At 70.6% G+C, this 14,219-nt stretch carries 10 protein-coding genes; 4 read left to right on the top strand and 6 right to left on the bottom strand.

Features of this window, described 5'->3' with window-relative positions:
• Window positions 1-371: 371 nt before the first annotated feature.
• On the bottom strand, window positions 372-1,190 hold the full coding sequence (locus DSY14_RS14560; protein WP_211717085.1) for a purine-nucleoside phosphorylase: 819 nt from the start codon (window positions 1,188-1,190) through the stop codon (window positions 372-374).
• 353 nt (window positions 1,191-1,543) lie between these two features.
• Here DSY14_RS14560 and DSY14_RS14555 point away from each other — a divergent pair, with 353 nt between their 5' ends.
• The 3 genes from DSY14_RS14555 to DSY14_RS14545 all read left to right on the top strand — a co-directional run bounded on the left by DSY14_RS14555 (window position 1,544) and on the right by DSY14_RS14545 (window position 4,137).
• The gene (locus tag DSY14_RS14555) at window positions 1,544-2,926 is read left to right on the top strand and encodes an NAD(P)H-quinone dehydrogenase (protein ID WP_211717084.1); all 1,383 of its coding nucleotides are present in this window, start codon (window positions 1,544-1,546) and stop codon (window positions 2,924-2,926) included.
• Window positions 2,927-3,146: 220 nt separating this feature from the next.
• Window positions 3,147-3,485 (top strand): zf-TFIIB domain-containing protein, encoded by a 339-nt coding sequence (locus DSY14_RS14550; protein ID WP_211717083.1) that lies wholly within the window; start codon window positions 3,147-3,149, stop codon window positions 3,483-3,485.
• 7 nt (window positions 3,486-3,492) lie between these two features.
• A complete protein-coding gene (locus DSY14_RS14545; protein WP_211717082.1) occupies window positions 3,493-4,137 on the top strand; it encodes an AAA family ATPase in 645 nt (214 codons plus the stop codon).
• A gap of 67 nt (window positions 4,138-4,204) precedes the next feature.
• Here the strand turns inward: DSY14_RS14545 and DSY14_RS14540 are convergent, their stop codons facing one another.
• The 5 genes from DSY14_RS14540 to DSY14_RS14520 all read right to left on the bottom strand — a co-directional run bounded on the left by DSY14_RS14540 (window position 4,205) and on the right by DSY14_RS14520 (window position 11,242).
• Window positions 4,205-5,455 carry a chemotaxis protein CheA gene (locus tag DSY14_RS14540; RefSeq protein ID WP_211717088.1) on the bottom strand — a complete coding sequence of 417 codons (1,251 nt, stop codon included), beginning with the start codon at window positions 5,453-5,455 and terminating at the stop codon, window positions 4,205-4,207.
• A gap of 188 nt (window positions 5,456-5,643) precedes the next feature.
• Entirely contained in the window at window positions 5,644-7,107 is a 1,464-nt protein-coding gene (locus tag DSY14_RS14535) for a dicarboxylate/amino acid:cation symporter (protein WP_211717081.1), read from the bottom strand.
• Window positions 7,108-7,543: 436 nt separating this feature from the next.
• Window positions 7,544-9,307, bottom strand: a complete 1,764-nt coding sequence (locus DSY14_RS14530; RefSeq protein WP_211717080.1) for a biotin carboxylase N-terminal domain-containing protein — start codon at window positions 9,305-9,307, stop codon at window positions 7,544-7,546.
• Window positions 9,308-9,395: 88 nt separating this feature from the next.
• Complete coding sequence (locus DSY14_RS14525) at window positions 9,396-9,635, bottom strand: acyl-CoA carboxylase subunit epsilon (protein WP_211717079.1); 240 nt, start codon at window positions 9,633-9,635, stop codon at window positions 9,396-9,398.
• Complete coding sequence (locus tag DSY14_RS14520; RefSeq protein ID WP_211717078.1) at window positions 9,632-11,242, bottom strand: acyl-CoA carboxylase subunit beta; 1,611 nt, start codon at window positions 11,240-11,242, stop codon at window positions 9,632-9,634. The genes DSY14_RS14525 and DSY14_RS14520 overlap by 4 nt, the downstream gene beginning before the upstream one ends.
• Window positions 11,243-11,506: 264 nt before the next feature.
• Here DSY14_RS14520 and DSY14_RS14515 point away from each other — a divergent pair, with 264 nt between their 5' ends.
• Window positions 11,507-14,152, top strand: coding sequence for a phosphoenolpyruvate carboxylase (locus tag DSY14_RS14515; RefSeq protein WP_374224016.1), 2,646 nt, complete (start codon window positions 11,507-11,509; stop codon window positions 14,150-14,152).
• Window positions 14,153-14,219 lie beyond the last annotated feature (67 nt).

The following is a 14,219-nucleotide window of genomic DNA, read 5'->3' as shown; positions in this document are numbered from 1 at the left end:
GGGTTGACGGGGACCCCGAGGTTCTGGTTAGGTTAGGCATGCCTAAGGGAGAGTGTTCCGGGTGGGCGGGCTTCGCGCGGATGGCCACCCACCCGGACCTTCTTCCCTCGGCACGCGCGCGGTTCAACTGAATAACGGCAAGAAAGAGGTGTGACCCGTCGCGAGTCCAACGGGGTCTGCGGGGATCCTGCGCGGCGCGGCACACAGGGGAAAGCACCACCTCCGACCGGAACCACGATCGGTACCGTCCATCCCAAGGCCTCGGGGTGTACGCTCGCCACGCCGGTACCGGGAACCACGGTTCCGGTCGGAGGTGCCCCGAGCACGGCAGCACGTACGCGGGCCCGGTCACGACCGGGCCTCACGTGTGTTCAGGCCGCGGAGATCACCCGGTTGAGCAGCTCGCCCAGTCGGTGGGAACGCTGCTCGACGATCTCCAACGCCCTCTCCTCCGCGAACGGCTCCAGCACCGCCCCCACGGCGTCGTTGCTGACGATCGACAGTCCCAGCACCTCGGCGCCCATCTCCACGGCCGCGATGGCCTCCAGGGCGATCGACCGCCCGACCACGTCCGCGCCCGCCTGGAGCAACACCTGAAGCTCGGCGGGGGTCTGCAGTTGCGGGCCCGACGTCGCCACGTACACGCCTTCGGCGAGGGAGGCGTCCACGCCGTGGGTGATCTCGCGCAGTCGCGTGCTGTAGGCCTCGCTCATGTCCACGAAGTCGGCCCCCACCAACGGTGACCGCGAGGTCAGGTTGATGTGGTCCCGGAGGATCACCGGCTGTCCGGGGGCGAAGTCGGTGCGCAGGGAGCCCGCCGACCCGGTGAGCACCGCGACGGAGGCGCCGGCGGCGATACCGGTCCGTACGGCGTGCGCGACCACCATCGGGTCGTGTCCCTCGTACATGTGCGCGCGTCCCATGAAGACGACGACGCGTTTGTCGCCCACCCACATGCTGCGAACGCGTCCGCTGTGTCCCTCGGCGGTGGGTTCCACGAACCCCGGGAGTTCGACCGCGTCGAACTCGATGTCCGCCGAGCCCAACGTGTCCACCGCGCCGGCCCAGCCGGATCCGAGCACCACCAGGGCGTCGAAACTGTCGGCTCCCGCCCGCGCCAGCAGCTCTTCGGCCGCCTCCTTCGCGAGTGCCTTCGCCTCGCCGGTCGTCCGCTGCTCTGATTCACTCACAAGTCGGATGCTACCGCTGAGTCACCACATAACTCCGGAACGCAACGCTCCGTGATCGTGTCGGGTCGGAAGGTCGTTCGGCGGAGGAGCGGGGACGAACGGGGTGGTCACGATGGGTGAACTCCGGCGGCCTCCTGACGTGGCGTTCGTCGCATCCACGCAGGTCGCGGAGGGTGGATGCTCGGGCCGCCCGCAAGCCGGGTCGTTTCGGTGGGGGTGCCTGCGGATTCCGGCTACCGGCATGGCCGACAATAGGGAGAAGCGATAAATCCAGGTGGTGCCCTGCCATGCCCGCATATCGCCCCGGATCGGGAACGGGTGTGCCGCATCGCCCGCAGAGGGAGTGAAGCAGCGTGACGAAGGTCGTGATCATCGGTGGCGGTCCCGGGGGCTATGAGGCGGCACTGGTCGCCGCACAGCTCGGCGCGGACGTGACGGTGGTGGAACGCGACGGCATCGGCGGCTCCTGCGTCCTCACCGACTGCGTCCCCTCCAAGAGCCTCATCGCCACCTCCACCCGCACCACCTACGTGCGCGAGTCCTCGTCCCTGGGCATCCACATCCCCGAGGCCGAGGGCGACGACCCCGCGGTCGAGGTCGACATCGACCAGGTGAACGGTCGGATCAAACGCCTGGCCAGGGCCCAGTCCGACGACACCCGGGCCCGTCTGATCAAGGAGGGCGTCGAGGTCATCGCCGGCGAGGCCCGCCTGGTCGACCCGCACATCGTCGCCGTCGACGACCGCCGGATCCGCGCCGACGTCGTCCTGTTGGCCACGGGCGCCCACCCCCGCGAGCTGCCCACCGCCGCCCCCGATGGCGAGCGCATCCTCACCTGGCGCCACATCTACGACCTCCAGGAGCTCCCGGAGAGGCTCATCGTCGTCGGCTCCGGTGTCACCGGTGCCGAGTTCGCCAGCGCCTACCAGGCCCTGGGCTCCGACGTCACCCTGGTGTCCTCCCGCAAGCTGGTCATGCCCACCCAGGACTCCGACGCGGCCGAGGTCCTGGAGGACGTCTTCGCCCGCCGGGGCATGACGGTGCTGAGCCAGACCCGCGCCGAGTCGGTGGTGCGCACCGAGGACGGTGTCCGCGTCACCCTCTCCGACGGGCGCACCGTCGACGGCAGCCACTGCCTGATGACCGTCGGCATGATCCCCAACACCGAGGGGCTGGGGCTGGAGGAGGCGGGCGTCCGCCTCGGCCAGGGAGGGTTCGTCGAGGTCGACCGGGTCTCCCGGACCACGGTCCCCGGCGTCTACGCCGCGGGTGACTGCACCGGCGTGAACATGTTGGCGTCCGTGGCGGCCATGCAGGGCCGCATCGCCATGTGGCACGCTCTCGGCGAGGCGGTGGCCCCGCTCCAGCTCTCGACCGTGGCCTCCACCGTCTTCACCCACCCCGAGTTGGCCGCGGTCGGTATCAGCGAGGACGACATCCGCAGCGGCCGGGTGGACGGCCGGGTCGTCACCCTCCCGCTCAACACCAACCCGCGCGCGAAGATGAACGAGGTCACGGAGGGCTTCGTCAAGCTCATCTGCCGCCAGCACACCGGCATCGTCCTGGGCGGGGTCATCGTGGGCCCGCGCGCCAGCGAGCTCATCCTCGGTGTCTCCATCGCCGTCCAGCAGCGTCTGACCGTGGACGACATCGCGCACACCTTCTCGGTGTACCCGTCACTGTCGGGCAGCGTCACCGAGGCCGCCCGTTCCCTCATGCTGGCCTCCCCCGAGTAGGGGACACCCCACGCCCGGACCCCCGCACCGGGGGTCCGGGCCCACGACCGCCGCCGGAGCGGGCGTCGGCGTGATCACCCACGTGATCGTCCGGATCCGTCCCGGCCGACGACGCCCACACCCGGCCGCGTGCGCGCGGCCGAGCCGGGGCGAGGCGCACGCGGAACGCGTGATCGTTCTCCTTACCCGTCTTTGACAGCGTCCCGCGTACCTTTCCGACGTGATCTGTCCGAAGTGCCAAAGTCAGATGCGTACCTTCGACCGCCAAGGCGTCCACATCGAGCGGTGTGACGGCTGCCAGGGGATCTTCCTGGACCGCGGCGAACTGGAGCGCGTCGTCAACGCCGAGCAGCGCCACTACGGGGTGGCGCCGCCCGACCCGAACCTGCCGCCGCCCCCCGACCCCTACTCGCCGGGCGCCGGCTACGGTGCCTACCCCGACTCACCGCGCGGCTACAGGGGCCGACCGGACTCGCCGGGCGCCTACCGTGGCTACCGCGACTCGCCGCGCCCCTACCGTCGCCGTCGCAAGAGCTTCCTGGAACAGCTCTTCGACTGAGTCGAGCATGCATCCCCTGATCTGTGGTCGGTGCGGGGAGTGGGACCCCGAACCCGACACGAGTGCGGGCCCGCACCGGCTGCGCTGTGCCCACTGTGGGCTCACACGCCCCTTCCTCCGGTCGCCGCTGCTCTGCGTGGCCGGACCCAGCGGCACCGGCAAGTCCACCGTCGCCCGGGCCCTCCTGGAGGGCCTGAGCGGCCGCTGTGTCGTGCTCGAACAGGACCTTCTGTGGGTGGGCGGCCTCCGCGATCCCGGCGACGACCACCGTCTGTTCCGCTCCACCTGGCTGCGTACGGCGGCCATGGTGCAGCAGAGCGGTCGCCCCGTCGTGCTGTGCGGGACGGTGGCCCCACCGGAGCTGGAGCACCTGCCCGAACGCGCGCTGTTCGACGGGGTCCACTACCTGGTGCTCACCTGCGACCCGGACGTCCTCACCCGGCGGTTGCTCGGTCGCCCCGCCTGGCGCGGCTGGGACGCCGAGCGGGTCGACGAGACGCTGGAGTACCAGGAGTGGCTCATCGCCGAGGCCGGGCGCCCGGAGACACCCCTGACGCTGCTCGACACCACCGACACCCCGGCCGAGGAGACCGCCGCGGCGGTGCGCCGATGGGTGCTCGCGCGCGTGGGACCGGGCGTCCCGGTCGACTGAACGCCGCAACGCGCGAGGGCCCCGGGGACGGTCTCCCCGAGGCCCTCGCGCGTTCTCGGACCGGTGGCTAGAAGTCGAAGCCGCCGAAGTCGCCGAAGTCACCGCCGCCGTCGAAGTCGCCTCCGCCGTCGACGTCACCGCCGGCGTCCTCCATGCCGCCGCCCATCATGCCCGCACCCATCATGGACCCCATCATCGAGCCCATCATCATGCCGGTGAACATGCCCATCATCATGTTCATGCCGAAGTAACCCCCGGCGTAGGGCGAGTAGGCGGGACCGGCGTCGTAGTACGGACGGCGCTCGCCGTCGACCTCGACCATGCGCACGTCCGGCTGACCACCCGTGCGCACCGCCTGGGCACAGACCGGGCACGCCGTGACCGAACGGGGCGATCCACCGGGCGGAGCCCAGGTGACGTCCTCGCTGGAGGGACCGTGCTGCGGGTTGAAGAAACAGGGACCCCGCCGCGCCGGCACCGGTTCGCCGTTCATCCGGGCCCGGGTGGCGGTCATGTAGTACCGGCCGTCCTCCAGGGCACCGGTGACCATCTTGACCTGTTCCGGCTCCTGGATGGTGTCCAGCAGGGACTTGGCCTGGTCGTAGGAGTCCATGGCCCGCGAGTAGTCGTTACGGGTCTCGTCGTCGACCTTGGACAGGTCGATCTCAAGACGGGCCACGTCCTCGCCGAGGCGCACGACGTCCTCGGTGGCCATCTGCTTGATCTCTTCGAGCTGCTTGGCCTTCTCGGCCTCGCGCTTCTTGCGGCTGTTGTAGACGTACCAGCCGCCCGCCACGGCGACCAGCGCCAGGATGAGCAGCATCACCACGCCGGAGCCGCCACCGCCCGCGGGGGCGTCGGCCGGGGCCTCGGTCGTCTCGACGGCCTCGGGCACGGCCGCGAGGGTGTCGATGGGGTTCTGGTCGCCGTTGGCCAACGCGGCCTCGCGGATCGCCTCCGTGTCCGTGAGGTCGGGGGAGGTGACGTAGAAGTTCTCGGACCCGCCCAGGACGCCGTAGGCGCCGTCCCCGACCTCGGCCATGACGGGCTCCATGATCGCCTCCACCCCGGAGGTGGAGCCTGCTGCCTCGCGCGGCAGGATCACGTAGTAGACGGGGGTGTCCGCGCCCGCGGCGGCGGATTCCAGGGCCCCCTCATCGGCGGCGGAGATCTGATCGATGGACGGGTCGATGAAGACCCCGTCGCCCTCCAGCTCCGCGATGATCTGTTGGGTGTCGGGCATCTCGGCCTGGGTTTCGGCCGCGGCGGGCATCGCCGTCGCGGCCAGCACCGCCGTCGCGAATCCGGCGGTCAGCACTGTGGGTGTTACCAAGCGGCGCAACATGTCGTTCCTCTCGCCTCCCTTGTCCAACAGGACGAACGGGAGCGGTCGACAGTTCCCGTCCGGCACCCGGTTCCGTCGCCTGTGGGAAAGCTCTCCCGGAACGACGCGGGGCCCGCCGGAGGAGTGTCCCTCCGACGGGCCCCGCGTGCGGGTGATCCGGGTCAGCTCGGGGAACCCGAACCGGCGGCGGTGCGTTCCGCCTCCGGGTCGCGCTCCTCGGCCTCAGCGGTGGCGGCCTCGGCGGCCTGCTCCTCGGCCGTCACGGTGCCCGGCTCGTCCAGCGGGACGAAACCGGTGGAACCGCGGCGCGCGTTGTAGCGGACCAGGTCGAGGATGCCCTCGCGCTTGGCGACGATGGCCGGGACCAGCGCCTGACCGGCGACGTTCACCGCGGTGCGGCCCATGTCGAGGATCGGGTCGACGGCCAGCAGCAGGCCGACGCCCTCCAGCGGCAGACCCACCGTGGACAGGGTCAGGGTCAGCATGACCGTGGCGCCGGTGGTGCCGGCGGTGGCGGCCGAACCGATGACCGACACGAACACGATGAGCAGGTAGTCGGTGATCGACAGGTCGATGCCGAAGAACTGGGCGACGAAGATCGCCGAGATCGCCGGGTAGATCGCAGCGCAACCGTCCATCTTGGTGGTCGCGCCGAACGGCACCGCGAACGCGGAGTAGTACCGGGGGACCCCCAGGTTCTGCTCGGTGACGCGCTGGGTGACCGGCAGGGTGCCGAGCGAGGAGCGGGACACGAAGCCCAGCTGCACGGCGGGCCACACACCGGAGAAGTACTTGGCCGGGGAGAGCCCGTTGACGGCGGCCACGACCGGGTAGAGGACGAACAGCACCAGCGCCAGGCCGACGTAGACGGTGATCGTGTACTGGCCGAGCGCGCCGATGGTGGTCCAGCCGTAGCTGTAGACGGCGTTGCCGAGCAGACCCACGGTGCCGATCGGGGCCAGACGGATGACCCACCACAGGGCCTTGAGCACGACCTGCAGGGTCGACTCGGTGAAGTTGATGAACGGCTCGGCGGCCTTGCCGACCTTCACCGCGGCGATGCCCAGCACGACCGCGATGACGATCAGCTGCAGGACGTTGAAGCTCAGCGAGGTGCTGAGGCTGCCGTCGTCGGCCGTGGAGGTGTCGGCGGCCAGACCGAGGAAGTTGGCGGGCACCAGGCTCTCGATGAAGGCGAGCCAGGAACCGTGGTTGGAGGGCTCGGCCGCGCTCCCGGCGTCCACCGCGCTGTTCAGCCCGGGGCGGATGGTCAGGCCCAGGGTGATGCCGATGGCCACGGAGACCAGCGCCGTGATCGCGAACCAGAGCAGGGTCTTCCCGGCCAGCCGCGCGGCGTTGGTGACGTTGCGCAGGTTGGCGATGGAGGAGATGACCGCGAGGACGATCAGGGGCGGGACGATCGTGCGCAGCAGGGCGACGAAGGTGCTGCCGATGGTCTCCAGCGTGGTGGCGAGCCAGTTCGGTTCACCATCGCCGACCGGTCCGATCTGGAGGGCGGCGACGCCCAGGGCCAGACCCAGGACGAGGCCGAGGAGGACCTGGACTCCGAAGGACGGCAGCGGGATACGCCGCTTCTGGTTGACCTGTTCGGTCTGAGTGGACACGGGATGTGGCTCCAAGCGGAAGACCGGAGCGAGGGCACGTCACGGTGTGCGGGCGTGCGAGGACTCCGGCGAGGGGATACGGGTGTGCGGATGTCACCGGAGAGGGTGACGTCGGGGAGGAACGTGGTGGCGCGCAGCCCGAACGGGCGCGCGTGGGCCTAGCTACACGCGTGGCTGTCGAAGCGGCACAGGTCGATGTGCCACCTTCGTGTCAGTCCCCAGATGTTCGTCACGATGGAGAACAATAGTCCGGTTTACTTACCTTTTCCATACACCGTGGAGCGGTTTCTCGACGACCGTCGCCCGGAACGCCCGCCACGCTGGACCTTCCCGGTGTCGAGGGCGATGAGGATCACTCACCGGAGCGCCGCTCGCGCCCACGCGAAGGGGCACCGCCGATACTCGGCGATGCCCCTCGTGACCTGCCGTCGCGCGGTCAGGCGTCCTTGATGTCGCAGACCACGGCGCCGTTGCCCACGGTCTCGCCCGGGGCGACCTTGAGCCCGGTGACCGTGCCGGCCTTGTGCGCGGTCAGGGGCTGCTCCATCTTCATGGCCTCGATGACCACCACGGTCTCGCCCTCGGCGACCTGCTGACCCTCACCGGCCACGACCTTGACCACGGTGCCCTGCATCGGCGAGACCAGGGAGTCGCCGCTGGTCGCGGCCGCGCCACCGGCCTTGCGGGAGGCACGCTTCCTCCGCCCGCCGGTCTCGGCGGCGGGGGCGGCCGCCGCGCCCAGGGACGCGGGCAGGACGACCTCGACACGCTTGCCGCCCACCTCCACGGTCACGGTCTCGCGCTCGGCGGGCTCGGCGGTGCCGGGCTCCCCGGCCCAGGGGGCCAGGTGGTTGTCGAACTCGGTCTCGATCCACCGGGTGTACACGCCGAACGGCCGGTCGGGCTCGGCCGGCGCGAAGGCCGGGTCGGCCACCACGGCCTGGTGGAAGGGGATCACCGTGGGCATGCCGCCCACCTCGAACTCGGCCAGCGCCCGCGCCGAGCGTTGCAGCGCCTCGGTGCGGGTGCGCCCGGTCACGACGAGCTTGGCGACCATCGAGTCGAAGGCCTGGGGAACCGTGAACCCGGCCTCGCAGCCGGTGTCCACCCGCACCCCGGGACCGCCGGGCAGGTTCAGCGCGGTGATGGTGCCGGGGGCGGGCATGAAGCCGCGTCCGGGGTCCTCGGCGTTGATGCGGAACTCGAAGGAGTGCCCGCGGATCTCGGGGTCGCCGTAGCCCAGCTCCTCGCCGTCGGCGATCCGGAACATCTCACGGACCAGGTCGATACCGGTGACCTCCTCGGTCACCGGGTGCTCGACCTGCAGTCGGGTGTTGACCTCCAGGAAGGAGATGGTCCCGTCGACCCCCACGAGGAACTCGCAGGTGCCCGCGCCCACGTAGCCGGCCTCGGCCAGGATGGCCTTGGAGGAGGCGTACAGGCGCTTCATCTGATCGGCGGACAGGAAGGGGGCCGGGGCCTCCTCCACCAGCTTCTGGTGGCGCCGCTGCAGGGAGCAGTCGCGGGTGGAGACCACGACGACGTTGCCGTGGGTGTCGGCCAGGCACTGGGTCTCCACGTGCCGGGGCCGGTCCAAGTAGCGCTCGACGAAGCACTCGCCGCGACCGAACGCGGTGACCGCCTCGCGCACGGCGGACTCGTAGGCGTCGGCGACCTCGTCCAGGGTGTAGGCCACCTTCAGCCCGCGACCACCGCCGCCGAAGGCGGCCTTGATCGCGATGGGCAGACCGTGCTCGGTGGCGAAGGCCACGACCTCCTCGGCCGACTCCACCGGGTCGGGGGTGCCCGCGACCAGCGGGGCGCCGACCTTCTGGGCGATGTGGCGGGCCTGGACCTTGTCGCCCAGCGCGGTGATGGCCGCCGGGGGCGGGCCGATCCAGGTGAGTCCGGCGTCGATGACGGCCTGGGCGAAGTCGGCGTTCTCGGCCAGGAACCCGTAGCCGGGGTGGACGGCGTCGGCGCCCGAGGTCGCGGCGACGGCCAGGAGCCTGTCGATGTCCAGGTAGGAGTCGGCCGGGGTGGACCCGCCCAGTGAGTGGGCCTGGTCGGCGACCTTGACGTGCAGGGCGTCCAGGTCGGGTTCGGCGTACACGGCGACGCTCTCGATGCCGGCGTCGCGGCAGGCTCGGGCGATGCGTACGGCGATCTCGCCGCGGTTGGCGATCAGAACTTTGCGCACGGTGGGAAAACCTCCAGCTGGAGCGCGGAGCGGGTCACGCGCCGACCGCTCAACGAAGAGTCTAGGTAACGGGAGAGCACGTCAGGGGTCACCTGGTGCTCCGGCGCCACGCCCCGGGTCCGGGACGCGGCGGGGCGTGGACGCCACGCGCACGGTCGCGCCATCCGGACGTGGACCGCGGGGGCTCGGGCCGCTCGGTCGCGGCACGGGCGGCCGCGGCGCGGGCGGTGAGCACGGCGGTGAGCGCGGCGAGCTCCTCGGTGGAGGGTTCGCCGCGCACCACGACCAGGTGCGGTGGTCCGTGCTGTGGCCGGTGCGGCGCGCTCACAGCGGGATGTTCCCGTGCTTCTTCGGCGGCAGCTGCTTGCGCTTGTTGCGCAGGGCCTTGAGCGCCTTGGCCACCTGGGTCCGGGTCTCCGAAGGCAGGATGACCCCGTCGACGTAGCCCCGTTCGGCCGCGGAGTAGGGGTTGAGCAGGGTGTCCTCGTACTCACCGACCAGACGGGTCCGCTCGGCCTCGACCTCGTCGGTCGCCGCCAGGGTGCGTCGGTGCAGGATGTTCACCGCACCCTGGGCGCCCATGACGGCGATCTGCGCCGTGGGCCAGGCCAGGTTGATGTCGGCGCCCAGGTGCTTGGAGCCCATGACGTCGTAGGCGCCGCCGTAGGCCTTGCGGGTGATGACGGTGATCAGCGGGACGGTGGCCTCGGCGTAGGCGTACAGCAGCTTGGCGCCGCGGCGGATGATGCCGTCCCACTCCTGGTCGGTGCCGGGCAGGAACCCGGGCACGTCCACGAGGGTCAGCACCGGGATGTTGAACGCGTCGCACGTGCGCACGAACCGGGCGGCCTTCTCGGAGGCGTCGATGTCCAGGCAGCCCGCCAGGCTCAGGGGCTGGTTGGCGATCACACCGACCGTCTGTCCGTCCACACGGCCGTACCCCACCACGATGTTGGTGGCGAAGCGCTCGTGCACCTCCAGGAAGTCGCCGTCGTCCAGGATCGCCTCGATGACGCGCTTCATGTCGTACGGCTGGTTGGCCGAGTCGGGGATGAAGGTGTCCAGGGTCAGATCGGCGTCGGTGACCTCGTCCCCCGGGGCGTCCTCGGGGGCCAGGTGGGGCGGGTCCTCGAGGTTGTTGTCCGGCAGGTGCGACAGCAGCGTGCGGACGTACTCGATGGCGTCCCGTTCGTCGGCGCCCATGTAGTGGGCCACGCCCGACCTGGCGGAGTGGGTGGCGGCACCGCCCAGTTCCTCCATGGACACGTCCTCACCGGTGACGGTCCTGATGACGTCGGGGCCGGTGATGAACATCTGCGAGGTCCGGTCGACCATCACCACGAAGTCGGTCAGGGCCGGTGAGTACACGTGCCCGCCCGCGGTGGCGCCCATGATGAGGGAGATCTGCGGGATCACGCCGGAGGCGTGGGTGTTGCGCTTGAAGATCTCGGCGTAGAGGCCGAGAGCGACCACACCCTCCTGGATGCGCGCGCCGCCGCCCTCGTTGATGCCCACCACGGGGCATCCGTTGGTGAGGGCGTGGTCGAGGACCTTACAGATCTTCTCACCGTAGACCTCGCCGAGTGATCCGCCGAAGACGGTGACGTCCTGGCTGAACACCGCGATCGGGCGCCCGTCCACGGTCCCGTGCCCGGTCACGACGCCGTCCCCGTAGGGGCGGTTGGTGCCCAGACCGAAGTTGGTCGAGCGGTGGCGCGCCAGGGCGTCGAACTCGACGAACGAGCCCGGATCGAGCAGCGCGTCGATCCGCTCGCGTGCGGTCATCTTGCCCTTCGCGTGCTGCTTCTCCACAGCGCGCTCGGACCCGGCGTGTACGGCTTCGTACCTGCGTCGTTGCAGGTCGGCGAGCTTGCCCGCGGTGGTGTGGATGTCGATCTCAGCCGCGGACAGCGGTTCTGGGGCTTCGGTGGCCATAACTGATCAGGGTAGCTCCGGTGACCCGGTGATCCCGAAGGTACCCCTCGCTTACGTGTCGCTTCGCGTGGTTCGGGACCAACGACGGGCCTTGGAGGGTGATACGGGCGGAAAGAGGCACGAAAGGTACTCGGCGCGCAAGAAAATGCGTGACGCGTTGTGAATGACACCGTTCTGGACACACGTGTTAACGCGATGGCAAAGCAAGGGAAAACGCACCCCCGCACACATGTGCGCAGGTGTGATCTCGGTATCGTCGGCCACATGACAGCGGTTAGCGCAGAACGTGACAGTGCCCGCCAGGAAGTCCCCGAGCAGCTCAGAAATGACGTCAAACTGCTCGGCGAGATGCTCGGAACGGTCCTCGCCGAAAGCGGTGGTGAGGAACTGCTCGCCGATGTCGAGAAACTCCGTCATGCCGTGATCGGCGCCCGCGACGGCTCCGTCACCACCGAGGAGATCACCGCGATCGTCGCCGCTTGGCCGCTGGAGCGCGCCAAGCAGGTGGCCCGGGCCTTCACGGTGTACTTCCACCTCGCCAACCTGGCCGAGGAACATCAGCGCATGCGGGCCCTGCGCGAGCGCGACGACGCCGCCAACCCGCCCAGCGAGTCCCTGGCCGCGGCCGTCCGCACCATCCGCGACGGCGACGATGGTGAGGAACGCCTCGCCGAATTGGTGGCGGGCATGGAGTTCCACCCGGTGCTCACGGCCCACCCCACGGAGGCGCGACGCCGCGCCGTGTCCACGTCCATCCAGCGCATCAGCGTCCAACTGGACGCCTGGCAGACCTCCCACGAGGGCAGCACCGCGGCCGCCGAGGCGCACCGACGCCTGCTCGAGGAGATCGACCTGCTGTGGCGGACCTCGCAGCTGCGCTACACCAAGCTGGACCCGCTCGACGAGGTGCGCACCGCGCTCGCCGCCTTCGACGAGACCATCTTCTCGACGCTGCCGAAGGTGTACCGGACCCTGGACACCGCCATCGACCCCGACGGCACCGGCACCCGGGCTCCCCGCGCCACCCCGTTCGTCCGCTACGGCAGCTGGATCGGAGGCGACCGCGACGGCAACCCGTTCGTCACCCACGAGGTGACCCGGGAGGCCATCACCATCCAGTCCGAGCACGTCCTGCGTGCCCTGGAGAACGCCTGCGGGCGGCTGGGGCGCACCCTCACCGTCTACTCCAACCTCACCCCGGCGAGCCGCGGCCTGCTCGACGCGCTCTCGGAGGCCGAGGCCGCCTACCCGACGCTCCTGGGGGAGCTCGGCAAGCGCTCGCCGAACGAACCCCACCGCCAGCTGCTGCTCCTGGCCGCCGCCCGTCTGCGCGCCACCCGCGAACGCGACGCCGATCTCGCCTATCCCGACGCCGACGCCTTCCTCGCCGACCTGCGTCTGGTGCAGGACTCCCTGGCCGCGGCCGGGGCCGGACGCCAGGCCTACGGTGAACTCCAACACCTGGTCTGGCAGGCCGAGACCTTCGGCTTCCACCTGGCCGAACTGGAGATCCGCCAGCACAGTGAGGTCCACGCCGCCGCGCTCGCCGAACTGGAGGCGGGCGGCGCGCTGTCCGAACGCACCGAGGAGGTCCTGGCCACCCTGCGCACGGTCTCCTGGATCCAGGAGCGCTTCGGTGTCGAGGCCTGCCGCCGCTACATCGTCAGCTTCACCCGCTCGGCCGACGACATCGAGGCCGTCTACAAGCTGGCGACCTACGCACTGCCGCCCAAGCGGGTCCCGGTCCTGGACGTCATTCCGCTGTTCGAGACCGGTGCCGACCTGGAGGCCTCGCCCCGGGTCCTGGCGGGGATGCTCGAACTGCCCCAGGTGGGACAGAGGCTCGCCGACAACGACCGTCGCCTGGAGGTCATGCTCGGCTACAGCGACTCCGCCAAGGACGTCGGTCCGGTCAGCGCCACCCTGCGCCTGTACGACGCGCAGGCGCGGCTGTCCGCGTGGGCCCGTGAGCACGACATCCGCCTGACCCTCTTCCACGGCCGCGGCGGGTCCCTGGGCCGAGGCGGTGGCCCGGCCAGTCGTGCCCTGCTCGCGCAGGCGCCGGGGTCGGTCGACGGTCGGTTCAAGGTCACCGAGCAGGGCGAGGTCATCTTCGCCCGCTACGGCCAGCCCGCCATCGCCCGCCGCCACATCGAACAGGTCGGCCACGCCGTGCTGATGGCCTCCACCGACGAGGTCCAGGAGCGCGAACGCGCCGCCGCCACCCGGTTCCGTTCGCACGCCGACACCATCGCCGCCGCCGCGCAGGAGGCCTACCTGGAGCTGATCGGCACCGAGGACTTCGCGGTGTGGTTCTCCAAGGTGAGCCCCCTGGAGGAACTTGGCGAGCTGCGGCTGGGCTCGCGCCCCTCCCGGCGTGGGGCCGCCAGGGGCCTGGGCGACCTGCGGGCGATCCCGTGGGTGTTCGCCTGGACCCAGACCCGCGTCAACCTGCCGGGCTGGTACGGCCTGGGCACCGGTCTGGCCGCCGTCGCGGACCTGCCCACCCTGCAGGCCGCCTACCGGGAGTGGCCGCTGTTCGCGTCCCTGCTGGACAACGCGGAGATGAGCCTGGCCAAGACCGACCGCACCATCGCCGAGCGCTATCTGGCGTTGGGCGGTCGGCCGGAGCTCACCGCGACGGTGCTGCGGGAGTACGACCTCACCCGCGGACTCGTGCTGCAGGTGACGGGGCACAGCCGACTGCTGGAGAACCGCGCGGTCCTGTCGCGCGCGGTGGACCTGCGCAACCCGTACGTGGACGCGCTCAGCCACCTCCAACTGCGTGCCCTGGAGGCCCTGCGCGGTGAGGAGGCGGACGCGCTCTCGGAGCAGGACGGACGGCACCTGGAGCGGCTGCTCCTGTTGTCCGTCAACGGTGTGGCCGCCGGTCTGCAGAACACCGGCTGACCGGACCCGACGCGCACGCGGGTCCCACACCCTCGCCCGGGTGCGGGACCCGCGTGCGGTCTCATGA

Source organism: Nocardiopsis sp. MG754419 (assembly GCF_018207095.1).
Taxonomy (GTDB): Bacteria; Actinomycetota; Actinomycetes; order Streptosporangiales; family Streptosporangiaceae; genus Nocardiopsis.
Note: the sequence above shows the minus strand (reverse complement) of the source record. Positions and strands in the feature narration are given on the sequence as shown.